This is a genomic window from Asanoa sp. NPDC049573 (assembly GCF_040676615.1).
Lineage (GTDB): Bacteria > Actinomycetota > Actinomycetes > Mycobacteriales > Micromonosporaceae > Asanoa.
The window spans coordinates 80,791-105,104 of record NZ_JBFAPI010000009.1 but is presented as its reverse complement, the minus strand read 5'-3'; the positions used below and the strand labels follow the sequence as shown (position 1 = coordinate 105,104).

The following is a 24,314-nucleotide window of genomic DNA, read 5'->3' as shown; positions in this document are numbered from 1 at the left end:
CCTGCCAACACCTGGATCTGCGCCTTGAGCCCCAACCTGAACGCCCGATGGGCCAACCCTTGCTTGCCCATGCCCTCCATGAGCGAACGTCCTCTTGCGGCCGGTCAGCCCACCCTTCCCGTCCGCAGGCGCATGTTCTGAAGTCGTTTATTACCGCGGTAAGCGATGGAGGATCTCGACCTGGATCGCACCGCCGAGCACGCCGGCGGGACAGATCGTTACCAAGGCTGTCATCACCGCAAGGAGGAATCTAGGTCCAGGCTCCATATCCGGGTTGAGACGGTAGACCGCCGTCGCCATGAGCAGCAATCCAGGAAGCATCATCAGGAAGGAGCGTCCGCCTTCGGCGGTGCTGGTCGCCCCGACCATCAGCACGAACGCGGTCGCGAGCAGCCATAGGTCGCTGCGGCGAGGCGGCGCGACCTTCAGGTCCGTGACTCTGATCTTGAGAGCCTCGGCGAGCTCGCCGCGAGTTCGCGCGGCCAGGAGGGCGACCGTTACGTCCGCCAAGTCGTCGGGCATCATCTCCCGGGCGGCGACTCGCGCGGCGAGCGTCGAAAGGACGTGCTCCTTGTCCCGTTCGGTGATCAACTTTCGAGCGATCTGAGCGGCGCGCCTGGAATCCTCGGCGACCGCCGGTTCACACGCGTCGGCGTCGAAATAGGACATCTGCTGTGCCCGCACAAAGACAAGGTCGTCGGCTCGCAGGTGCAACGGACTCAAGACTGTCCACGATGGCCCTCGCCCAGTCCCATTGAGCGGCTGAAGTGTGATTCGCGACTGTCCGTCCTCGATCGTGATGCCCTTGACCGCGTACGGCTTCCACCGACGATCGCGCGCTTCGCTCGCCCGCTGCGTGACACTGAAGTCGCGGAGGCTAGGTGCCTGGCGACCGCCCACCGTGGTCACGTGCCGCGTGGGGTTGTCAGTGCACGGATGCTTGGGCCACGGCGGTCCCAGATCATCAAAGAAGACGCGGCTGCCGTACTGATTGGCGTAGAAATAGACAGCCGCGCCGCAAACAGGGCAGCTGGCGTTCGGGCTGATCCACCCCACCGCGCTGCTGGCCGCAGACGATCTCGCGTAGCTCCGCTGAAGCGAAGCGGAGGACCCGGCAGGCGAGCGGGTCACGTTGTGGGTGGTCACCCAGTGCCGGGCGCCTCCCAAACGCGTTCGCCAATGCCCGCGACGTCGGTACGTCGTCACCAGATCACCGCGCCACGCGCTTCCTCAGCATCGCAGGCTGACGCCGGCGTCACGCACGTGTGGCGCAGCATATGACCACCTTCCTTGCCGGGCGCCCAGCTTCCCCAGGGCACCGGTTGTGAGCCGCTGGTCACTGTCGGCGCGACCGGCGAAGCGATGCGAGCAGGTCGGCGATCTCGGTGGTGCTCGGGTTGGCCGGGTTGTGAGCACGTTCGAGGTCGGCGAGCAGCGCCGACAGTGTCTGTTCCGCGGCATCGCGCTGCCCCGTGCCGAGTTCCAACAACCCGATCTGGCGACGGAGTTCGAAGGTGCGGTGATCGCCGTCACCGTACGCATCGCGATGGGCGCGCAGCACGTCGTGAAGCTGGCGCAGCGCCTGGCTGGTCTGGCCGGTCAACGCGTGACAGGTCGCCTCCTGCAGGCGGCAGCGCAGCACCAGTTCCCTCTGCGTGCCGTCCGCGGCCAGGTCCTTGGCGAGGTCTTGGTACGCCGGCGCGGCACGGCGGTAGTCCCCGCCTTCGAAAAGCACGTTCGCGAGCTCGAAACGCAGGTCCACCACGTCGCGGTCGGTTGGACCGAAGGAGCGGCCGGCGGGGCCTGCCGCCTCCGCAAGGATTTCCGCGGCTTGGCTGTAGCGCGACTGCTCGACGAGTTCGTGGGCTTCGCTGCGGGCCCGCTCCAGGTCGCTGCGACGCAGAGCCGGCGCGGGCCGGGCGACGGGTACGGGTTCGACGCGCCGCCTTGGCAAATGAACGCCGGCGGGCGCTGGGCTCTTCGCCTCCGCGAACACCCGGCTCAGCACCGCCGCGTACATCCGGGCAGGGCTCGTCGTCGCGGGCGAGTCCAGCGCGCCGGGTAGCGGGCGCAGGTTGGTGGTGAATGGCAGCAGCCGGCCGAAGACGACCTCCGCACTCGCGGGTCTGGATTGAGGTTCTTTCTTCAGCAGGTCGAGCAGCAGCCGTTCGAGGGCCGGCGGCGCGTCCGGACGGAGAGAGCGAAGGCGGGGCGGCTCCTCCTTGACCTGCTTACTCATCACCGAGTACGACGTCGACCCACTGAAGAGGTGCTCGCCGGCCAACATCTCGTGCAGCGTGCACCCGAGCGCGTAGAGGTCGGTCGCAGGGCTGCTCAGGTTCGCCTCCACCTGCTCCGGCGCCATGTAAGCCGGTGTGCCCAGGGGCTGTCCCGTATGAGTGATCTTCGAGAAGTCGGCAAGGGTCGGCGCAACGGCGAGACCGAAGTCGAGGACCTTCACCCTCCCGTCCGGTTCGAGCATGAGGTTGCTCGGCTTCAGATCGCGATGCACCAGCGACGCGCGGTGGGCGGCGGCAAGCACAGCACAGACCTGGGCGGCGATCGCCACCGCCCAGCCGATGGGTAGGGGACCCTGCTCGGCGACGAGATCGGCGACGCTGATGCCGCGGACGCGCTGCATCACCAGGAACGGGCGGCCGTCGTCACCGACACCCACGTCGTAGACGGCCGGCACGCCGGGATGTTCGAGGCGGGCGGTGATCCGGGATTCGCGTACGAACCTCCGGATGTGCTCGTCGTCGCGGGCGCCGTCCGGGAACCGGATGAACTTGACGGCGACCTCACGGTCGAGTTTCGTGTCCCGGCCGAGCCAGACCTCGCCCATGCCGCCGCGGGCGAGCGGGAGCTTCTCCAGCTCGTACCGCCCGTTGTTCAGGATCCGCCCCGACACTGTCCCTCCCACACGGCGCTGGGCACGCTACTCATGCGCCGCTCCAGCCGGTCCCAGACGGCCGTCAGCAAGACCCGTGAATCCTAGTGCCACGAGTGACTCTGCGAGTTCCGCCGCGTCCCGCACCGACTGCTCGAACGCCGACAGCGTCCGGAACGCCTTGCCGTATTCGCGTTGCGCTTCGATGGTTAACCGGAGCAGTGGCGCGCGGTAGAGGTCGGCGCGGTTCGAACCGGTTGACGCGCGGGCCGTTTGCGCGGTGCGCATGAACCCGGCCAAGAAGTGTGGGTCAAGCCTGTTGGGGTCCACCCGGAAGAGCAGCAGTTGAGGGCCGAGCAGCCCCCCATCCTCGCTGATGACCCGGACCGTCGGATGCCGTCCCGGTGGCAGGGCGACGACATCGTCGCGCCGCAGCTCTATCACGCCGGGGCCGGCGCTGCCCGCGCCGGAGGCGGGGCGACCGAGGCGAACGTCCTTAGCGGTGAGGACCGGTTGGTCCCCGCCGTCCGTCGGCATCGCCATCGGCGCCTGACGGATGACGACCGCGCCGGCCTTGGCCAGTTCCCCGATGGTGGTCGCCGGCGGAGTTTCGGCCGCGTCCAGACGGGTCAGGTCCGGCAGGATATCGGCAAGGGTCCGGAGAGCGTGATGCAGTTCGGTCCGGAAGAGCCGGAACTTCCCCACACCGGTGACGGGTTTCGTGGTGAGGTGTCGCGCCGGCGTGAGATCGACCTCCTCGTCGAGCAGGTCGATGATGCGCATCGCGCGGCCGGCACCGTCCACGCGGGCGGGATCGGCGAGGAACGACCGCCACCTGTCCTCGATCCCGTCGCGGTCGACGGTGGCATCGAGCAGCAGCATGTACGCGTGGTCCGTACCGTCTGGGCGACGCAGCAACCAAAGGTCAGGGCCGGACGACGCCGTCGTACCCCATGCGGGAAGGCGGATAACTGCGCGGAGCGCGCCTGACCGGAGCAGGTTAGCCCGGATGCGCCGGCCGGCGCGGCGGCTGGCGGCACCGGCCGGCATCAGGATCGCGACGTGTCCGCCGGGCCGGACGTGGGCGAGGGCGTGCTGGAGCCAGGCCAGCTCCGGCTCACCGCGCGGTGGCATCCCGTGCGCCCAGCGGGGGTCGTTGGTGAGATCGTCCCCTTCCCAGGAGCGCTGTCCGAACGGCGGGTTGCACACCACGGCGTCGAACTGCTCGCCAACGAAGCCGTCTTGGTGCAGGGTGTCGCCGCTGACCAGCTTGGCGCCGTCGGCCCGCAGAAGGACCCGGGACATCGCCAGGCGGGCGGCCGTCGGGTTGATCTCCTGTCCCCACAGTTCGGTGGCGCCGGCCCGCTGCCCGGCGAGCAGCAGGGTGCCGAAGCCGCACGCCGGGTCAAGCAGCCGCCCGCCCGCGGCGCCGGTAAGGGTGATCATGAGGTCCGCCACCCACGCGGGCGTGACCGTGTGTCGACGGGAGTGCACCTCCAGGTACCGCTCCCAGAGGAAGTCGAGAACGGCCGCGCCGCCTTCCCGTTCGGCGGCTTCGGCGGCGAGCCGCACGATGGTGACGCTGTCCCGGTCAGGTGCGTTGAGGAGGCCGTCGAGCTCCGGGACGCCGGTGCGCACCAGGCCGAGGAGGTGCGCGATCAGCACGGAGTCGGGTTGGTCGGCCAGGGCCTTCCACCGCTGCGGTTCTCGCTTCACAGCGACGAGGAACGCGCCGACGTGGCCGATCCGGTCGCTCAGCTCCCGGTCGGCCGCAGCGCCGCGCAGCGACTGCCACACCTGATCCAGGGTGGTGACGGCGTACGGTTTGCCGTGCTTGCGCAGCCAGTTCTCCACGTCGGTCAACGCGTACAGCGGGCTCGCCGAGCTGCCGCCGACGGGCTGCGGGAAGTCCCTGAATCGGCGTCTCCAGTTGCTGACCGCTGCCCGGCCGACACCCGCCAACCGCGCGATGTCTCCGCTGGCGACGGTCGCACCGCCCTCACCTGGCATCGGCTCACCTTCCCCGGCTCGCCACCTCGAGGCGGGTCAGCACCCCTCGGCTCTGGAGTTCGGTGATGTGCTCCGCCGCGCGCTGCGGCGCTGTCCCGCCCCGTACCAGCAGGCCGGCCTCGATGTTGCGGTGCACGCCCGACTGGGTCAGGTTGGCGCTGGACACCAGCAACGCCCGCCGGTCCGCCACCGCGACCTTGGCGTGCATCTTGGCCCGGTCCTCGGCCCGCGCTTCGACCGGCCAATGCCACAGTTGAACGCCGCGCACCTCGGCGAACGCGGCGGCCGGCTCGCTACCGTTGAGCGCCCCGCCCGCTCCGCGCAGCGTCTCGACGACGACAGCCACCGCGACCCCCCGGTCGACAGCCGCCGCCAGCGCGTCCAGCAGTGGCTGGTACCTGGTCGCCGAGTACGTCATCAGCAGGAGCTCACTGTGCGCGTCCGCGACCAAGTCGACCAACACCTGGGCGGTGGCGCGGACCGGGACCGGATGCGTGCTCGGCCCGCTCCACACCGACTCGATCCGCACGGCCGCCGACCGTTGGGCGTGGCCGGCGGCCAACCCACGCAGGTACGCCGACGCTTCCGCCCGGGACAGCCCCGAGTCCTGCCGCGCGGCGAGCACGACCTCGGCCGCCTCGGCGAAGCCCGGCACCGGCACGGCGTGCCGTAGCGCCTGCTCCGGCCAGCCTTCGCCGAGCCGGTCGGCCAGCAGCCCCAGATGTGCCGGGCCGAGCCGGCTCACCGCCGCCTCGGCCGCCGCCTCGAACGCGGCGTTCCAGGTCATGGCAGCTCGCGAAAGAGCGCCAGGTCAGGGTCGCCGATCGGCACCACGAACCGCCGGTCGAGGAACCGGTTGCCGCGCTCACACGTCGTCTCGGAGACGAACAGGCAGACGTGACAGGCCGCTCCGTGCAGGAACTCCTCGGGATCATGTGGTAGCCGCTCGGCGCAGAGCGGATCGGAGGAGCAGTGCATCGCATCGGTGAGCGCCCGCCGCGTGAGCCGGACCAGATGGTCGTGCTCGGCAAGCGAGACCAGTCCCCCCAGCGTGCCCTCGGCATCGGGCACGGCGGTGTAGATGAGGATGCCGGCCCGCCTCGGGTCGGTGTCGTTCCCGGCGTAGATCCGCTCCGACAGGCTGGCGGAGCTGTAGCCGCATTCCAGCGCGATGGTGCGGATCAGCAGATGTGACAGCGTGTGCAGGGCGAGGTAGCGCGCTCCGGGCCAGTGCTTCATCGCATCGAAGCCGCCCGGGATCCGGCCGGAGTAGCGGCTGCGCCGGAACCGACCGTAGGCCTCCCGGTGCGCCACCATGCACTCCGTGTCGTCGACCCGTCGCTCCCAGTCGGCGAGCAGGTCCTGCGGCAGCCGGAGGAAGATACCCTCGCCACGCACCTCGCTGGCCGGCACCCAGTCCGGGTTCGCCTTGGACAGGGGCGCCCGCTTGACGAGGTCGGGGTCCATCGGGTCGGGAGCGTCGAGACGGGTGAAGCCGACCAGCGCGCGCACCTCGCGCAGCCGCTCGGCCTGGATGACGTCGGCGTAAACCTCTTTCAGTTCGCCCGGCACGCCGTTCGGATCCCGCCGCAGTGTGAAGTCGTCGGTGGCCGGGGGCAGCTCGCCGGCCGAGAAGATCTCCCACTCCGGCGTGTGCAGGTCGGGATAGCCTTTCTCGTCGTCGTCACCCTTCGGGCCCGCGCGGTGCCGCTCCACCGCTGCCCAGATCTGCTCGTCGGACCACCGCTCGAATTCGCGCTTCACCACGGGTACGGCCTGGCGGGCGAATTTCAGGAACGCCGGGTTCTCCATCCCCTCGAAGGTCGACCAGTGCTGCTCCACCTTCGCCTGCAATTCGCTGGCCCCGGTGGGCGGCACAGCCAGCGCGGACAGCGTCTGGGCGAACCACTGGTTCGAGGCGCCGAGCACCAGCAGCTTGAGTTGGCCCTTGCAGGCGTCCCGGTCGAAGTCGCTCAGGTGCGCCCACCGGCCCCGACAGCGCGGCAGTTTCTCCGCGCCGCGTGGGCCGAGCACCTCCTTCATGTTGCGGCGAGCCCCGCACGGTACACACCTGATCTCGACGTTGGCGCCGAGGTTGCCGCCCCGGTCGTCCATGCGCAGGCGGGGATGGCTGGCGTTCGGGCATGCGCCGCCGTGGTGGACGAAGGCCGCGTACGGGAAGTCGTCGAGGTGACCGGCGCTGCAGGCGAGGACGAACCGGGCGGCCACGGCCATCGGCTTGCCAGACTTCTTGCGCGCGCAGGACTTGTGGAAGAAGCGCGCTTCGTGCGGCTTGCGCGGCTTCGCGTTCTCGAAGTCGAAGACGCCGCGGTCGAGCGGGGCGAGTTCGTCGCAGACGGTGCAGCGCAGCCAGCCGGGGAACGGCGTGATCGGCACACCGACCTTCGCCGCCGGGCCGTTCGGCTGCTGGTCGGTGCCCTCCATCCACGGCGCCGGGCGCAGCTCCTTGATGGACTTCCTGTTGAGCAGCTTGCGCACCGCGGCGAGCAGTCTGGGCTCGGCGATCGGCTCGCTGTCGGGCACCGCGGCGTGGTTCCAGTCGTCCAGGCCGCGCACCAGGACCGAGATGTTCGGCAGGTCGACGATCGCGCCGACCCCGGTGGTGAACATCAGATGGCTGGGGCGGACCGAGCCGACCCGCCGGAAATAGCCCGCCATCAGTTCCCCTTCCCCGCCAGCGTCGACTCGCCCAGCTCGTCCCCGTCAGGCAAGTCCTCGTCCCGGGCGTCGTCGCTCTCCGGCCCGAACGACCAGTCCGGCGCACCGTACTGCGCATCGAAGATCCGGTCCGCGGGCAGCACCAGGTTGATCTCGTTCTCCGTCTCGCGCATCGACTGCCCGACCGTCAGGTCGGTCCAGCGCTCGCCGCCGGCCTTGGTCAGCAGGCCGGCAAGCTGCTGCTGCTTGAACGAGCCCTTGTCGTAGCCGAGCCGCGTCGAGCCGTTCTTCCGCTCGTTCCACAGGTCCCGCAGGCGGTTGATCCGCTCGAGGAGGTAGTCGCGACCACGGTCGCCGGCGATAGCCTCGGCCCGGTCGAGGAACCGACCGACGATCCGTTCCACCTCGGGGCCGTCGAGCGGCACGTCCTGTGCGTCGGTGTTGCGAGAAAAGCCCTCCTCCGCGTTGCGCACGGCGGCGACGAGGGTCGCGGTGGTCCCGCGGTCGAGCGCTCGCCGGGTGTACGGGGTGACGGAAAGCGCCTCCACCTGGCGGTAGAACGTGGCGTGGTAGTACTCGAAGTCCTCGTAGTGTGCGAGGTCCCGGGGCCGGGTCCAGTTGTAGAGGGTGATCACCAGACCTGGACGCCGGGCGTCCCGGCCGACCCGCGAGGACGCCTGGATGTATTCGGCGGTGTTCTTCGGCTGGCCGGTGACCACCATGAGGCCGAACCGGGACACGTCGACGCCGACCTGGAGCATCGAGGTGGCGAGCACCGAGTCGACCGGTACGTCGCCGTCGTTCTGCCGGCGGTAGAACCGGTCGGTGACCGGGTGCAGGTTGAGCCGGGGGTTCGAGGCGGCCTTGATGGCCTCCCGCATGTCCTCGACGATCGCCTTTCGCCGGGCCGTCGTGTCGAGTTCCGGGTCGAAGCCGATCTCCAGCCGTTTCAGCACGTCGCTGATGTCGCCGGAGGAGATTCGGGAGGTCAGCTCCTGCACGTTGAGCATCTGGGTGCCGACCAGCCGGTCGGACAGGTCTTTGCGACGACCATGGGTGCGGACGCGCGTGGCGACTTGGTCGTCGAGGAGCCGGCGCATGCCGGCCAGCTCCCGGGTGGCGCTGAAGTAGCCGACGGTGGTCATGTACGGGTCTGCCGGCGCGCCGTACCTGTCGAAGAGGGTCTGGCCGGCTAGCAGCAAGATTTCCGCGACCCGGATCTCGGCTGACTTCATGCGTACGCCGTGGGCGCAGACACCCAGATACCGACGACCTGGGTTAGCGGCGGTGACCGGCACCTGCTGGCTGAAGAAGGTGTCGGTGATGTCGACGACCGGTGGCGGGAACACCGCCAGGTCCCGGCCGAAGACGCCGAGCACCTGCTCCCGGGCCCGCTTGGTGGTGGCCGTGGAGGCGACGATCTTCGGCCCGGCCTGGACACCGCCCGGCAGCGGCCAGGTGCAGAGCTCGTCGACGGCCGCCTCGAAGAGGCCGACCACGGTGCCGAGTGCGCCGGAGATCAGGTGCAGCTCGTCCTGGATGATCAGGTCGGGTGGCCGCAACCGGATGACCGGCTGGCTGGTGACCGCCTCGAGGCTGCCCTTCTTGTTGTGCCGGTTGCCGCAGCCGGTGCGCCCGTCGAGGTCGTCGTGCCGGTAGCCGTGCCGCGGGCAGCGTTCCCGGACCCGGCCGAAGAGCAGGCCGGCGAAACCGCGCCACGGGAGCTGGGCGAGCTTGTCGACGGTGGCGATGACCAGGCTGGGCGCGTACCGGTAGATCTCCTCGTCGACGGTGAGGATCGGCAGGCCCTCGCTGCTGCGGGTACGGGAGAACGGGCAAGCGTCGAGGCCCTCCCCTTCGGCGCAGAAGAGCAGGACGCGGCGCAGGTCCTCCTTCGGCTCGAGGTCCCGCTCCGCGTGCAGCTTCGCGCCGCACCACGGACAGCTCAACGTCTGCAGGACGTTGGTGTACTTGCCGTGCCCCGCCTCCCGCGCCTCGGCGATCTGCTCGGCCGCCTCGTCGAACCAGTTCGGCGAGACACCGCCACCGACCCACAGCCCGATGCGGAACGGCTCGGCGCCCCACGTCTGCTCGTCGCGCCGGCGCAGCACCTCGGCCGCGCAGATCAGCGCGGCGGCCCGCTGGAACTGCTGCGCGGTCAACAGCCGCAGCGTGTAGCGCATCAGCACGGCGACGCCGGCCTCGCCGCTGCGAGCGTCCGCGCCCGCGCCGACCACGCCCTGCAGCCGCCGGATCGCGAAGGTGAACGCGGTCAGCCCCAGGTACGCCTCGGTCTTGCCACCACCGGTCGGGAAGAACAGCAGGTCGACGGTGGCGTCCCGGTCGGCGGCCCGCTCCGGGTGCCCCGGGTCGGTCACCGACGGCAGATTCAGGAGCACGAACGCGAGCTGGAACGGACGCCAGGAGGCGGCCGCGACGCCACGCTCGTCGATGGCGGCCTTAGCCTCGGCGTACGAGAGACCCTGCTCGTCGCGGAGCCGGGCGACCTCGCTGTGGCGCCGCTGCAACGCCATCGCCTCGTTGGCGAACCGGAACGCGGCCAGCGCCTCGGCGTGCCGTGCCTGGGCCGGGTCGGTGAGCAGCGCGATGCCGGCGCGGATCCGCTTCGCGGCCTTCCGGGCGTTCACCACCGCCGTCTCCGCGGCCCCGCGCAGCGCCTCGGGCAGGCTTTTGATCGTCGGGGCCTGGTCGCCGAGCCAGGCCTCGTACCCGTCGGCGAGCGGCGCCAGGCCGGCTCGCAACTGGTCGATCTCGGCGGCGGCGAGGGCGTCCATGGACAGCTCGACACCGGCCAGCGGCGTGCCCTTGCCGACGGGCGCGACCGTGGCCGGCACGTCGTAGGTGGGCAGCCAGGTGGTGAACAGCTTGTGTGCGCGGCGGTCGCCGTCGCGGACCCACGGGTGTACGGCCACGTTCCGGCCCGCCGCGTAGCGGCGCTGCGCCCGGTAGAGCAGGCGGAGGTGGGTCTCCTCCAGATCTTCGCCCTCGGCCTTGACGCCGTCGAGCGGGTCGTCGATCGGCAGGAACACGCCGGAGTGGCCGCCGAGCGCGGTCACGGTCAGCGCCGACTGGAACAGCCATGCTGTATCGGCGTTGCTCTCCGGTTCGAGCTGCGTGTTGATCAGCGCGAGCTGCACGACCCGCCGGCCGTCCCGCGGCCGCACCTCGACGGAGAGGTGCACGCCCGGGTCGTCCTCTTCGGGCACGCTCAGCGGGACCCGGTACGAGGTTCTGCCGTCGAGCCGGACTTCCTTCTTGTAGGAGACCGGCTCCCGGTACCAGACGCGGCGCCGCTTGCCATTGTCGTCCTCTTCGGACTCCCGGAGGTCGTAGCGGCCCCACTCGGCGGTCACCGCCAGCACGTCGGTGTCGTCGGCGACCGAGAAGGACAGCCCCATCGAGGACGCCCACATCTTGCCGAGGTTCTGCGGCGTGACCACCTCGGGCAGTTCGGCCTCGCTGCCGTCACCCTGCACGGCGGCGTCCACGTCGTGCACCTCGGACGAGTCGCGGTTGTCGGCGCGCGGGCGCTGCTTCGGGCCCAGCATGCCGACGAGGTAGCGCTCGCGCGGACCCATCGCACCAGGCCGGAACTCCTCGCGGTCGCCATCCCAGGGACCGAGCAGGTCTCGCCCGATCAACTCCTCCAACTCGTCACGGACGTGGTAGGAGGTGGCCTCGGTAAAGGTCTGCGGCACGTCGAGCGGCGGGATCGCGGCGGCCTCTTCGGGGAGGGACAGCGCCTGCTGCTCTCCGCGGGGGTGCGGGAAGAGCCCGCCCTGCACGTCAACCATCACCACAGCCCCTCTGTGGCAGCCTTCGCCTTACGCCCGGCCTTCTTGTCGTGCAGGCCTTGGGCGACCTCTTCGGCGTAGCGCTGGTGATTCAACTCCAGCAGCCGGTCGAGGATCTCGCGCTGCACGGCCGGACCAACTGTGTAGCGCGTGTATGCGCCGGCCTTGTGGAAGCCATGGTCGAGCCCTCGGTCGACCAGGTCGTCCCAGCCATAGGCACGGCACGTTGCCTCATCGATGTTGCGGTGTATTCGCCGGAGCTCCACGATGTCCTCGTCCTGACAGGCTGAATCAAAGGCCAGGTTGTAAGTCGCGGTCAGCCCAGCTCGGCGGCTGAGCATCACGTCCCGCCTGTACGTGTGCAGCCGGTCTCCTTGATCTCGCAGTTCGACGGTTAATTCAGGCATCGCAAACGTTTCAAAAACGTCCGAAGGGGTGTAACGAACTCTAGTCTCCAATGTCGACGCGCGGCTGACCGCCCACCAATAGTGCAGCGAACTCGAGAGGAGCCCCAAAATCGCCGGGTCTTCCGTCGCAAAGACAGCGAGACCGTGTGAAAAGACCTGCCTTGCAGACACCAAATACGGCATTACAACTTTCGTGTGCAGGGTGATCACAAGGACGCGCTCTAGGCGCCCCATTGCCTGATACAAGTTCGGGGCACGCTCAGCAAACTGCCACCATCGCTCACGCCTGGCCTTGCGGCTATTTCCGTCTCGCTCCGGCTTGACGAGCCGTCTTACCTGGCCGTAGCACTCGGGATATCTCTTTGCCTGATCTTCGCTCCAGTCGTGGAAGTTGATGACCCATCTGCTCGCCGAACTGTCTGAGCGGGAGCTTAGGTCCTGCCCGTTCAGGTAAGGGAACAGCACCTCATGATTGCGGTCATTCTTGGCGATGAGCGCGACCGCCTCGCCCGGTTCCATCGTGAAGCCAACCCCCAGAATGTTCGAGCCCTGGAAAGAAAGGCCGACATTGCTTTGTAAGCGGTGTGGATTGCCCGAGACATGCGACTCGGCGTTTAGGGAAGAAGTGATACCTGGGACGACCAGTCCGTCGGCGCGCCGCTCGGCCGCGGCATCGAGTGGTGCCCGGCTCGTCCAAACTGCGCAAAACTCAAGCGCCGCGGACTGCGACGGCCAAGGCCTGCTCTTAACGGCTTGCCGGATGGTCGCCCCATGTGCGATGAGCTGATCCAGGCCCACCTCGCGCGTGTCGCCCTGCGCAAGGGTATTGGTGGCGATCAGTCCAGTCTGCCCGTCGGAGTTGAGCAGGCCGTGCACCCGAAGCAGGAAGTAGGCGACCAAGTCGGCGCTGCCTCGTGAACCATGACCGATCACGCTGATAAGCAGTTCGCGATAGGCCGGGCCGAGGGTGCCGGTGACCTTTTGGCCGCCGAGGAACGGCGGGTTGCCAATGATGGCGTCGAAGCCGCCCTGCTCGAAGACCTCAGGGAATTCCAGCGGCCAATGCAGCGGCTTTCGGTCGAGCCCCCCAGGCGGCCGGTCGAGAGCCAACCACGACCGTGCCTGTTCGACCAGCGGATCCACCTCGTCTTCTCGGCTGAGACGCTGGGCCAGCGCCCCGACCCGCTCGGCGATGGCGACCGAATCCTGACCGCGCTTCAGCGAGGCGAGTGAGGCTCCTATGACTAAATCCGCATATGCGTCGGCCCGCCGACGCACCGTCTGGACCTCTTCAAGCAACTGACGCTTCTCGCCCAGACCGGCCTGGTCGTCAGGCAGGGCGGCTACTTGCTGTCGCAGATTAAGCACCTCGGACAGATCCCGATCCAGCCTCAGGTCAGTCGCGCCACCTTCCGCCAGCGTCGTCCGGTTTCCGATGCCCAGCAGCGAGTCGCCGGCGACGAGGCGGTCGTCGAGGAAGGTGAAGGGGCGCTGTGGGTCCATGGATACCAGCCACAGGGACAGCTTTGCCATCTCCACGGCCATCGGGTTGATGTCCACCCCGTACAGGCAGTGCTCGATGATTTGCCGCCGCGCCTCGATGACCAGCGGGTCGTCGTCGGCCTCCACCACGCGACCGACGCTATGCTCGCGATGGGCGAGCGCTCTATCGTCGCCCTCCCGCAACCACGCCTCGATCAGGTGGCCGGCCAGGTAGCGCGCGGCCGCGACGAGGAACGCCGCCGAGCCCATCGCGATATCAGCCACCTTCAGGGCGAGGATGTCCTTGCTGGACTTCGATTTCCACTGTGACTTGTCCGCGGTCTGCAGAGGCCCCGGCTCATACACGAGCGGCTCTAGCGCCCCCTCGACCACCTCCTCGGCGAGGAAGCGCGGCGTGTAGTGGGTGCCGGTGTTGCGGCGTAGTGCCGACTCGGTGACGTAGAGCGCCCCCGGCAGGATCACCACCGGCAAACCGCGCAGGTCCTCGCGGACGATTCCGATAAACGGCAGGAGCCGCTCGGAGAGCGGGAAGTCGCCGCCGGTCACCGCGAGCAGCTTCTTCCGTGCCTCCTCCCGCTCCACCCCGTCGAGCGGTGCGAGCTTCTTCGTCAGCGCCGCGACCGACCCGATGTTCGAGTCCTTGTACTTCTCCGCGAGCGCCTTGGCCAGGTCGTCGGACCGCTCCCGCAGCGACTCCAGGTCGGCGAGCGCGACCTCCTCCTCGAGCCCCTCCTTGCCGATCAGCCCGACGGTCACGTCCTGCGCCCGGAAGCCTTCGAAGGAGAGCAGGCCCTCGTAGACGTACCCGATCTGCTCGACGTCAAGGCTGCGGAAGCTGACCGTGCGGCGTTCGCGGGAGCGGCCGGTGCCGACCTCGACGTACTGGACCGCGCGCAGCATGTGCAGCACGGTCCGGTCGTCGACCGACAGCGGCAGCCACGGGGTCGCCTCCGGGTCGAAGAGCGACCCGTCGTGGCCGTGCAGCTTGAGCCGCGGGTGGTCGATGCCGTGGTAGACGGCGTTGAACAGCGCCCGCAGCCGGTGCCAGGCCGCGGAGCTGTGCTCCAGGTCCTCCTCGCTGCCCTCGTTGGCCCGCTGTTCCAACTCGGCGCAGAGCCGCCCGGCCGAGTACGCCGTCGCGTACAGCTCGTTGTCGGCGGGCAGTAGCTTGCGTTCCTCGGCGAAGAGCAGGAAGACGATCCGCATCATCACCGAGACCGCGCCGCGGTAGACCTCGTGGGCGTCGACCTCGGCGAGGCCGCGCGCACCCAGTTCACGCTCACGCACGTCGATGCGGCCGATCGCGGCGACGAGCAGTTCGACGGCCCGGCGCACCTGCACGCCGAGCGCCTCGGTGATCTCCTCCTGGCTACCCAGGCTGTCGCGCAGCAGCGGCACCAACCGCTCCGCGTCCGGGACGCCGAAGAACCGGCGGCGGGACAGCAGCGAGACGAACGCCCGCACCACGTCGCGTTCGGCCGCCTCGGGCCAGGCGATGGTGTCGAAGGTGGCGGTGGTGGTCACGCCGCCGCGCGGCGCCCACACCAGCGTCCACAAGCGACCGTCGGTGGCCAGGCCGAGCTCGATGTTGTGGTGCCGGCACAGGTGGGCGAGCCGGTCGGTCGGCGTCGCGGCCCACGTCTCGCCAGCGATACGGGCGGTCGGCTGTTGGCCGGGCGGGCAGACGAAGCCGAGCAGTCGTACGCTGTCGGGCTTGACCTCCTCCCCCGGCTCGGCCAGCACGAACGACGGCCGCAGCTCGGTGTCGTGCTCGGCGACGACGTAGGCGAGCGGGTCCAGGCCATCGGCGTGCAGCGCGTCGGCCCAGCCGAGCAGCTCGCCGAGCACGTACCCGATCCAGGTCTCCTGGCCGGCGGCGGTGTCGGCCTGCCACGTGGTGTGCTCCTGGCGCAGCCGCTCGCGGGTCTTCTTGTCGAGGGCGTCGAGGGTGGGCCAGGTGCGGCGCAGCACCGGCAGGCTGAGGAACGGGCCGTTGACGTCGACCAGGCTGAGCCAGTTGCGGTGCTGTTCGGCGCCGTCGGGGGCGGGGCGGCGGAACGTGCGGCTCATCGGGTGGCCTCCCGGGTCGGCACGACGAAGACCACGGCGACCGGGAACCGGTGTGGCTTCGGGTCGCGGTAGCGGGCGGCGACGGCCGCGAGTTCGCGGTCGCGCTCGGCTTCGAGGGCCGACAAGCGTTCCTCCCAGGATTGGCGGTCCTTGCGGTACTGGGCGAGCTCTTCCTTGCTCTTGCTCATCGCGACGAGCTGCGCGGATGTAAACAGGGAGTCCTGCCCGTCGACGCCTTCCTCCGGCGTCGCCAGCGCGCCGCGCAGGGTGGCGGCAAACTGGTCGAGGTTGTGGATGATGCGCTGTTGCTCTGCCTCCTCTCGCTGCACGAGCTTGCGCTCGAGCGCCTCCTGCCGCGTGTTGGTGCGCCAGTCGACGGCGGCGAGCAGGCCGTCGGCGATCCGTGGCCAGCGTTCGGCGAGTTTGGCCTGCACGAACGGCGAGGCGGCCGTGCCGGCGGACAGCGCCCGGTCGAGGATGCCGCCGAGGGTGCCGAGGTTCTCCAAGCGGCGGAAGCGGCCCTGCTCGGGCGCCCAACCTCCGGCGTAGAGCACCTCCTCGTGCAGGCGGACACCGTCGGCGCCGACGAGGACGAACCGGGAGTACGCGCCGACCAGCACGTCCTCCAGCGCGGGGTCGTCGCTGACGACCGCGGCCACCCGGTGAAGGCCGATGTCCGGGTTGGAGACGGCGGCCCGCAGCAGCCGGGTCGACATGGCGACCAGCGGGTGGTTGAGGTGGGCGAGGACGATGCCGTCGCGGTCAACCTTGGCCACCTGCGGGTCGAAGGTGACCGGAAGCTGACGGGGTGGCTCGCCGTCGTCCTGGAGCTTGGCGGTGAGGCCGGCACCGGCGCGCTGCCACGAGCCGGTCAGCGGCGGCACCCGGTAGAGGCCGTCGACCAGATGCTTGTCGTCGGTGTGGCGTTCCAGTCGCTGCTGGCGGGCCAGTTCCAATGCGGTGTCGACGACCCGCTTGACGGCCGGTGGCGTGATGCCGAGTTCCTCGACCGTCTTGTCGAGGTCGGCGCGGAGCCGGCGCACCTGCTCCCGCACGTTGGCCTCGGTGGGCAGTCGACCCGCCCGGCCCTTGCCGGCCTTGTCGATGTCGACGCCGACCTGCTCGCCGAGCATGCGCCGCTGGACGGCGTCGGAGAGCACGGCGTTGACGGCGCCGAGGTCCTCCTCCATCCGGGCTACCTTCGTGGCGACCCGGGACAGGAACTCCAGGTCCGCCTCGAACGAGTCGACCGGCTTGCCGAAACCCGTACCGACGAAGTGCTGGATTTCGGGGGTGACCGTCTGCCCGTACCGGTCGATGCGGCCGATCCGCTGCTCCAGCTTGTTGGGGTTGAACGGGATGTCGTAGTTGACCAGCCGGTGGCAATGGTTCTGCAGGTCGATGCCCTCGCTGGCCGCGTCCGTGGCGAGCAGGATGCGCACCGGCCGCTCGGTGGGGTCGGCCTGGAAGGCGAGGCGGATCTGCTCCCGCTCGTCGGGCGGCGTGCCACCGTGCAGCAGCGCGAGCCCGTCGCCACCGAGACCCTCCTGCCGCAGCAGGTCGGCGAGCCACATGTGCGTGTCACGGTATTCCGTGAACACGACGACGCGCTCATTGGTCCAATGCAGGCCGTCCGGTCGGCAGATCGCGGCCAGATACGTGATCAGCTCGCGAGCCTTGGCGTCGGGCTGCGCCTCCTTGGCCTCCGCCCACTCAAGCATCTTCTGCAGCAGGGCCGTCTCGTCGGAGGTCGCGTCGGGCTGCATCGGCCGAGCCCGGTTGAGCGCGTCGTCCTCGGCCTCGGCCAGCTGCTCGTCGTCGTAGGTGGCGACGTCGTCCATGAAGTCGTCGAGCCACTCCGGCACGTCGTCGCCGGCGGCCAGGCTGGCCGAGCCCTTCCGGCTGGCCAGCGTGTCGAGGTAGACCCGAACGGTGTGCGCGAACGCGGCCGGGCTGGAGAACAGCCGCTTCTTGAGCAGCAGTGTGACCAGGTCGGTGGCCTTGCGGCCCCGCTGCGAGTGCAGCCGCTTGCGCCGCAACTCGGCGAACTCGGTGAGCAGCGCGTGAATCTGCCGTTCGTCGTCCGGGTACGCGACCGGGATCGCTGACGCCGTCCGCTCGACGAAGCGCGGACTCCCGTCCGGGTTCTCGATGTCACGCTTCAACCGGCGTACGACGGTCTCCTTGACCGCGGTCTGGTCGGGCCGGACACCGCGGGCGAACCGCTGGTTGTCGAGGATCTCCAATAGCGCCGTGAAGGACGCCTGGTAGCCGTTGTGCGGGGTGGCCGACAGGAACAACCGGTGGGTGAAGTGCGGCGCCAGCCGCCGGATCAGCTTCGTCTGCTGCGAGTCGACCGCGTAGACCTGCTTGGGCGCCGCGGGCGCGACATGGTGCGCCTCGTCGAGGACGAGCAGGTCAAACGTGCGCGGATAGGTCGGCCCGTCGGCGGGCAGCACCTCGTCGAGCAGCCGCTGCGCCTTCGGGCCGCGCAGCCAGGGCAGGCTGACGATGCTCAGCGGGTAGACCTCGAAGGGGTTGGCCGCCGAACCGTGCGTGCGACGTACGGCCGCGCACCGTTCCGAGTCGATGATGGTGAAGTCGAGGCCGAATTTCTCGGCCATCTCGTCCTGCCACTTCAGCGTCAAGCCGGCCGGGCAGACAATCATGATGCGCCGGGCGCGGTGGCGCAGCAGCAACTCCTGGGCGACGAGGCCGGCCTCGATGGTCTTGCCAAGGCCCACGTCGTCGGCGAGCAGCAGGTTGACGCGCGGCGCGTCCACTGCGCGGGCCACGGGCTCGAGCTGGTAATCCTCGATCGCGACACCGGAGCGGTACGGCGCCTGCAGCGTCTTCACGTCGGCGGAAGTGACGGCCGACCAGCGCACCGCGTCGAGGAAGGCGGCCAGGCGCTGCGGGGAGTCGAACTTGCCTTCGTCGACGCTCGGCAGCGCGCCACTGGGCAAGACCTGGCGACCCGGCTCCACGTCCCAGATCACATCGAGGGTGTGACCGTAGCGGCCGTCCTCGACACTCTGCAGGCTGACCAGGCTGCTGTGCTCGCCGTCCTGGACGTCGCTGACCACCCACCGCTGGCCGCGTACCGCCACCAGGTCACCGATCGTCGGCTTCTCCGCCGTCGTCGCGCTCGGCATCCGTCCCCCTGTCCACTGCTTGCCGTCACACCGCGTGAGCAACGTACGCCCGTCACTGACGCGGGCGAAGTCCACCGAAGGGCTTGTTTGTTCGATTCACACGTCAACGCCATCCGCACGATGGCTTGATGGTCAGCCTGCTGTCAGAACGCGGCTGCTCATTTGAGCCCGTCGCCAGGGTCATGACTGAACAGCAGTAGCTCCACCAGGTCAGGCGTCCACCGCTCCCCCGCCTCGGACAACTGAGCTGCGGCCTGACCGAGGAAGGCCTGGTATACGTGGTAGCGATAGGCCGACCAGCGAGGACCGCGCCAGACCCAGCGAGCGGAGCCCGCTCCGAGCGCGTAGGGCCTCGTCGGCACGCCGGGCCCAGAAGAATCGCATCCGATCCGCCAGGCGGGCGTCCAAAATCATCGCCGGACAGTGTGCTTCGCTGCTCCTACTAGCGAAGTACAGGAACTTGGTGAGAAAGGCGGGACCGAGGGCCGGGATACGCCTTTGCTTGAGCAGCAGATGATATGCGCATACCGGTCCTTTTCGGTCCAGCACGTCGACCGCTGCGGCCAACCGGGAGCCCACCTCGTCGCGCGACAGCGGCACGCGCTTCCAAAGGTTGCCCGTCACCCAGGAGAGCCGCGTCGGGCCGAATCCGCGCTTGCCCCAACCCCAGGCGAACGAGACGACCAGCAGCGGCAACCAGTTACCTGTCTCACGGCAGCGCCGCGCCTCGGCCGTCACGTCGTCCCGGCTCAGCGGACGCATGGAGAAGTCATCTTCGGCGAACGGCAACAGGAGGTCGCTCTGCCACCACTGCGCCGGCTCCACGTTCACTGCATGTCGCCCGACCAGGACCTCCGGTGACTCCTCGCCATGCTCGGCTGCCATGCCTCGCCGCTGCCGGGTCAGCCAGTCGTGTTCGTCATCCCGGAGTCCGCCGTTGACAACTCCGGCGTCGTACTTCGACGCATTTTCGGGAAGGTGCACTTCACGCCTTCTTCCTCGCCCTACGAACGGATGGCTCAGCAGGACGCAAGGAGCCGCCGGCGAGACCATCGGCGGTAAGCCGAATTAACTCGGCGCCGAGTTCCGACGCCTGTTGGAGTGCCGACTCGAAGGCTTCCAGTCGCTGGTACGCCTGTCCATGCTCCCGTTGGTCCGGCAGCGGCAGCCGCCGCACCTGAGCACGCCGGACGTCGTACCGGGTGATGCCGGACAGGCTCGATGTCTGCTTCTCGTTGGCGCTGGCGCGTACCTGTCCGGCCAGGAACCACGGATCCAGCGCGGCGGCATTCGGGCGCAGTAGGTACAGATTGGGGCCGAGCAACGTCCCATCGGTGGCGATGACGCGGGCGATGAGCCTAGGAGCGACCGTCGGCACGACCACATCCCCGCGGACCAGGCTGATCTGCTGCCCGAGCTGGCCATCGCCCCATCCGGACGCCTCGCCACCCGAGGCCACGTCCGGACCGGTGAGCACCCGCGGCCCCGCGGTCACCCCTGACGGCTCCTCGTCGGGCGAACCGGTGGAGCGGATCGGGCCGATCAGCTGCAGCGCGCCGGTCCGAGCCAGCTCGGCGACCGAGACCGTCGGTGCTGTCGCGCCATCAGGCTCCGAGATGGTCTCGGGCATCAGCGCGGGCAAGTCTTTGACGACGGCGGCTAGTCGGTCTTTGACTCGTGCCAGATCTGTTCCGGTCGGCTGCCCTGGGCCGGCCGCTTGTCGGCGCGCGGGCGTCAGGTCGATCTCCTCGTCAAGCAGGTCGATCACCGGTACGGCGCGGGCGAAACCAGCCTCATCGAGGTCGGTTTCCGGTGCATCGGCGAAGGCTTGCCAGGCCGCAAGCACCCGCCCGTACAGGTCGCCATGCTGGCCGTTGGCGGCGTCGATCAACAACGCTCGCGCGGGCGTCGGCTCGTCCACCAACGGCCGTTGCAACACCCACAGGTGCAGTGGTACGCCGTGTGGTGCGGCTGCCCCACCCGGAAGGGCGATGATGGCGCGCAGGGCGCCGGCTCGTAGCAGTTGCCCTCGGATGCGCCGGGCCCCCCGACGGCCGGCGACGGTCGGCGGCATCAGGAGGACCGCGTGCCCGCCGGACCGCAAGTGGGCCAACGAGTGTTGTACCCAGGCCAGCTCCGGCTCCGTGCGCGGCGGCACGCCGTACTCCCAGCGCGCGTCGTAGCCCAACTCCTCGAGGCCCCAGTTGGCGATGCCGAACGGCGGGTGACAGACGACGGCGTCGAAGGTGCGGCCGGCGTACGCGTCGCTGCGCAGCGAGTCGCCGCCAGCGACCTCCCCCGCCACGTCGCGCAGGGCCAGCCACAACTCGGCAAGCCTGGCCAGGTCCTCGTCCAATTCCTGTCCGTACGTGGCCACGGACCCCGCACGTACGGCGGCCCGGAGCGTCGCGCCGGTGCCGGTCGCCGGGTCGAGCACCGAGCCGCCGCCAACGCCGGCGATGTCCACCATGAGGTCGGCGAGATCATCCGGCGTGGCGAACGGCCGGCCCGGCCCGGGCGCCGAAAAGCGCTGCCACAACTCATCGAAAGCGGGTTGCGGGCCGAGCTCGTCAGCCAAGGCGTCGACCTCAGGAAGCAGATCGGCGAGCCGCCTCGCCAGCTGCTTGCGGGCTGGTTGCTTTTCGCGTTGTCCGGCCAGCAGGTAGGCGCCGACGTCGGCTAGCGCCGCGGCGGGCCCTTCCTTCGCGGCCGCCAGGTGTCGCCAGAGCCGGTCGGCCCGGGCGATCTCGCCGAGCTTGCCCTGTCTGCGCAGCCACTGCTCGACCTGCGCCAGGTCGAACTCCGGGCTGGACGCGGTGCCGCCAACCGGCGACGGGAAGTCGGCGAACCGCTTGCGCCAGTTGCTGACCGCGGCCCGACCGACTCCGGCGAGTCGGGCGATCTCTGCGGCGGTGATAGTCAGTGTCTCCTGCACTTTTGCAGTGTGGCACATGCGTCAAGCATCTCGTCTGTTGACACCGTTCACAGATGATGCTCTCATTGACGCCGTCACATTGACAACGGGAGGAACACGATGCGCAAGACCGCCACCTTCGCCCTGATCGTCACCGGCCTCGTCACGCTGGGCTGCGGCGCGGGAAGCACCGACAAGGACACCGCCAGCGGCGCCGACACCGGCGCGGCCGCAGCCAAGGGCGACGACAAGCCCAAGACCGCGAAGATCGGCGAGCCGGCCCGGGACGGGAAGTTCGAGTTCACCGTCAAGACGTCGAAGTGCGGTGTCAGGAAGGTCGGCACGTCGATGCTCGGCGCCGAAGCACAGGGCCAGTTCTGCCTCATCACCGTCAACGTCAAGAACATCGGCAAGGAGGCGCAGATGTTCGACGGCAGCAGCCAGAAGGCGTACGCCGCGAACGGCACCGAGTACTCGGCCGACAGCGAGGCCGCGCTCTACGCGAACAAGAACGCCGACACGTTCCTCAACGACATCAACCCGGGCAACCAGGTGACCGGCGTGGTCGTCTTCGACATCCCGAAGAACGTCAAGCTCAGCAAGCTCGAACTGCACGACTCGCCGTTCTCTGGCGGCGTGACGGTCGCCCTCACCTGATCCACCGCTCGTCCCGGGGCGGGCGCTACGCCCGCCCCTTCCGTGGCCTTACCACGCCGCTGACCCAGAACACCGCTCTGCCGCGAACAGAGCCCAACAGGCTGCAAACAGGGGGTCCGCCATGGACGACGCACTCACGCTCTATCACGAACTGACCGACCGGTTGCGTGCTCTCGGAACCGCCGACCCGGTGGTCGACCTGGTCCTCGCCGCCTTCCGGGGCGACGAAACTCTGGCGGCTGTCATGCGTGGCGAGCCATTGCCCGCCGCGCCCACCAACGAGACGACCACGGCGGAGCAGCCGCAGGTCTTCCTCGAGTCGGTGGAGGTCACCGGCTTCCGCGGGATCGGTCCACAGGCCGCGCTGCGGCTCAAGCCCGGGCCTGGCTTGACCGTGGTCGCCGGCCGGAACGGCTCCGCCAAGTCGAGTCTTGCCGAGGCAGCCGAGTACGTCCTTACCGAAGACTCGCCGCGCTGGTCGCAGCGGCCGGCGGTCTTCCGCGAGGGCTGGCGCAACCTGCACTACGACGGCGAACGCGCGATCACGGTGAAGCTACGGCCCGGCTCCGGCGGCCCGCCGGTGATGGTCCGCCAGGCTTGGGCAGCCGGCGAAACGGACCTGGCCGCCGCGACGGTCAGCGTGACGGGGAACGGCGCGATGACGCCGTCCGAGGACCTGCCCGAGTGGCTGCGCTCAGCCGACCGATTCCGGCCGTTCCTGTCGGCCAGAGATCTGGAACGGGTGATCGCTTCCAAGCCCACCGAGCTGTACGACTCGATCGCGCCGATCCTGGGCCTGGCGCCACTGGTCGCCGCCAGCGGCCGGCTGCAGGCTCTGCGCAAGGAGCGCGAGGACCGGGTCGTGGCGGTCCGCGCCGCGTTCAACGATCTGCGTACGCGACTTGACGCCATGGACGACCCGCGAGCGGCGGAAGCCGTACGCCTGCTCGATCGGCAGGCGGGAAGGGCGAACCTCCCGGCACTCGCCGCGCTGGCCGGCGGCGAGACCGTTGGCGATGACGCGCGTGCGGCGGCAGCCGCGCGGCGACTCGCCGAGCAGGAGATGCCCGACACCGCCCACGCGCTACGCGAACTGGCCGAAGCCACCACGACGGTACAGAACCTCGCCAGTACGGAGATGGCCATCGGGCATCGGGTGGCGGACCTGCTGTGGGGCGCCCTGGAGGTGCACCGCGACCTCGGCGATCAGTCGTGCCCCGTGTGCGGGGTCGGCGTTCTCAACGCGTCCTGGCGGGAAAGTGCCGAACAGGAGGTCGAGCGGCTGCGTGCGGCCACCGAGACGGTCCGTGCGGCGACCCGTCGGCAGCAGGAGTTGCACCGGGAGGTGGAAGGGCAGCTCAACGACGTCCGCCGGATGTTGGAACCGGTCGTGGCGGCGCTCGCCGCACCGCTGCCGCGGCAGACCGCCGCGGTGCGTACGGCGCTGGCTTCTATGGCGGTCGATGAGGGCCCCTGGGAAACCGTCACGGCGGCGCGTGACGAGCTCGTCGCGGCGGCGGCCGAGTGGCTTGCCCGTCGGCACGACGCATGGCTGGAGCCCGGTGCGGCGATCCGCCGCTGGGTGGAGGACGCCACGGTGGTCCGGGCCGAGGCGGACAAGCTGGCTCTGCTGACCAAGGCGCGCCACGTCCTGGTCGACGTCACCGCCGCCGACGGGGGGAACGGCGACAGCCAGCGGCATCCGCTTCTCCATTGAGGAACCGAGACCTCGGAGGTGCGCAGCGGACCCCTGTGAATTGGCTCTATATGAGCGTTGCCCGCAATGCCAACCCTGAGCCTTGGCGTACCAAATGTTACGGTGCCACGGTTTCATGCCAACTTCTTGAAGGATCGCCCGCCGTGTCTCGCTTAGTTCATGCAACAGACGAGCACCGCTCGCTACACCCACTCTTCAACAATGGATCGCGCATGGTTAAAGCCTCTGCGGCAAACGAGGTGAAACCGGATCGACCAAGCAGTCAGCTTCGGCAACACCGCGGCGCTGAGCACATGTTCGAAGCCGCGCCTTCGCTTCTGACCTGTGATGGCCGAAGACGCGTCCAAGCGGTCGAGGGCCTCGAAGTCCCGACGCCAGGCGTGCCGCTCGGGTCATCGTCAGAACCCTTCTCCGAGCGGTGCCTGAGCTCGTCGACGAACACTCCACTGTGGTTGCTGGTATCATTGGCCGTACTCCCCGTTGACGGTGGCGCCGTC

General features: G+C 69.3%; 12 protein-coding genes. 2 read left to right on the top strand and 10 right to left on the bottom strand.

From position 1 onward, the window contains the following. Positions 1-150 precede the first annotated feature (150 nt). The 10 genes from AB0J74_RS21210 to AB0J74_RS21165 all read right to left on the bottom strand — a co-directional run bounded on the left by AB0J74_RS21210 (position 151) and on the right by AB0J74_RS21165 (position 21,464). On the bottom strand, positions 151-1,146 hold the full coding sequence (locus tag AB0J74_RS21210; RefSeq protein WP_363450379.1) for a hypothetical protein: 996 nt from the start codon (positions 1,144-1,146) through the stop codon (positions 151-153). A 190-nt stretch (positions 1,147-1,336) separates the two neighbouring features. After that, the gene (locus AB0J74_RS21205; protein WP_363450377.1) at positions 1,337-2,911 is read right to left on the bottom strand and encodes a protein kinase; all 1,575 of its coding nucleotides are present in this window, start codon (positions 2,909-2,911) and stop codon (positions 1,337-1,339) included. A 27-nt stretch (positions 2,912-2,938) separates the two neighbouring features. After that, the gene (locus AB0J74_RS21200; protein WP_363450691.1) at positions 2,939-4,744 is read right to left on the bottom strand and encodes an N-6 DNA methylase; all 1,806 of its coding nucleotides are present in this window, start codon (positions 4,742-4,744) and stop codon (positions 2,939-2,941) included. Between the two features lie 160 nt (positions 4,745-4,904). Further along, entirely contained in the window at positions 4,905-5,687 is a 783-nt protein-coding gene (gene drmC, locus AB0J74_RS21195; RefSeq protein WP_363450375.1) for a DISARM system phospholipase D-like protein DrmC, read from the bottom strand. After that, positions 5,684-7,579 (bottom strand): DUF1998 domain-containing protein, encoded by a 1,896-nt coding sequence (locus AB0J74_RS21190; protein ID WP_363450373.1) that lies wholly within the window; start codon positions 7,577-7,579, stop codon positions 5,684-5,686. The genes drmC and AB0J74_RS21190 overlap by 4 nt, the downstream gene beginning before the upstream one ends. Then, a complete protein-coding gene (gene drmA / locus AB0J74_RS21185) occupies positions 7,579-11,394 on the bottom strand; it encodes a DISARM system helicase DrmA (protein WP_363450371.1) in 3,816 nt (1,271 codons plus the stop codon). Before drmA ends, AB0J74_RS21190 begins: the two co-directional genes overlap by 1 nt. Next, positions 11,394-15,374, bottom strand: a complete 3,981-nt coding sequence (locus tag AB0J74_RS21180; RefSeq protein ID WP_363450369.1) for a type IIL restriction-modification enzyme MmeI — start codon at positions 15,372-15,374, stop codon at positions 11,394-11,396. Before AB0J74_RS21180 ends, drmA begins: the two co-directional genes overlap by 1 nt. Continuing rightward, positions 15,371-18,604, bottom strand: a complete 3,234-nt coding sequence (gene drmD, locus AB0J74_RS21175) for a DISARM system SNF2-like helicase DrmD (protein WP_363450367.1) — start codon at positions 18,602-18,604, stop codon at positions 15,371-15,373. Before drmD ends, AB0J74_RS21180 begins: the two co-directional genes overlap by 4 nt. 135 nt (positions 18,605-18,739) lie before the next feature. Further along, complete coding sequence (locus tag AB0J74_RS21170; protein WP_363450365.1) at positions 18,740-19,513, bottom strand: hypothetical protein; 774 nt, start codon at positions 19,511-19,513, stop codon at positions 18,740-18,742. Between the two features lies 1 nt (position 19,514). Next, on the bottom strand, positions 19,515-21,464 hold the full coding sequence (locus AB0J74_RS21165) for an N-6 DNA methylase (protein ID WP_363450362.1): 1,950 nt from the start codon (positions 21,462-21,464) through the stop codon (positions 19,515-19,517). Positions 21,465-21,563: 99 nt separating this feature from the next. Here AB0J74_RS21165 and AB0J74_RS21160 point away from each other — a divergent pair, with 99 nt between their 5' ends. Both AB0J74_RS21160 and AB0J74_RS21155 read left to right on the top strand, forming a co-directional pair. Beyond that, positions 21,564-22,100, top strand: coding sequence for a DUF4352 domain-containing protein (locus AB0J74_RS21160; RefSeq protein WP_363450360.1), 537 nt, complete (start codon positions 21,564-21,566; stop codon positions 22,098-22,100). Positions 22,101-22,221: 121 nt separating this feature from the next. After that, positions 22,222-23,817, top strand: coding sequence for a hypothetical protein (locus tag AB0J74_RS21155; protein ID WP_363450358.1), 1,596 nt, complete (start codon positions 22,222-22,224; stop codon positions 23,815-23,817). Positions 23,818-24,314 lie beyond the last annotated feature (497 nt).

Excerpts from the sequence above, each read along its gene's own strand:
- AB0J74_RS21160 (WP_363450360.1), top strand. The coding sequence starts at position 21,564 with ATGCGCAAGACCGCCACCTTCGCCCTGATCGTCACCGGCCTCGTCACG.
- AB0J74_RS21190 (WP_363450373.1), bottom strand. The coding sequence starts at position 7,579 with ATGGCGGGCTATTTCCGGCGGGTCGGCTCGGTCCGCCCCAGCCATCTG.
- drmC (WP_363450375.1), bottom strand. The coding sequence starts at position 5,687 with ATGACCTGGAACGCCGCGTTCGAGGCGGCGGCCGAGGCGGCGGTGAGC.
- drmA (WP_363450371.1), bottom strand. The coding sequence starts at position 11,394 with ATGGTTGACGTGCAGGGCGGGCTCTTCCCGCACCCCCGCGGAGAGCAG.
- AB0J74_RS21155 (WP_363450358.1), top strand. The coding sequence starts at position 22,222 with ATGGACGACGCACTCACGCTCTATCACGAACTGACCGACCGGTTGCGT.
- AB0J74_RS21180 (WP_363450369.1), bottom strand. The coding sequence starts at position 15,374 with ATGAGCCGCACGTTCCGCCGCCCCGCCCCCGACGGCGCCGAACAGCAC.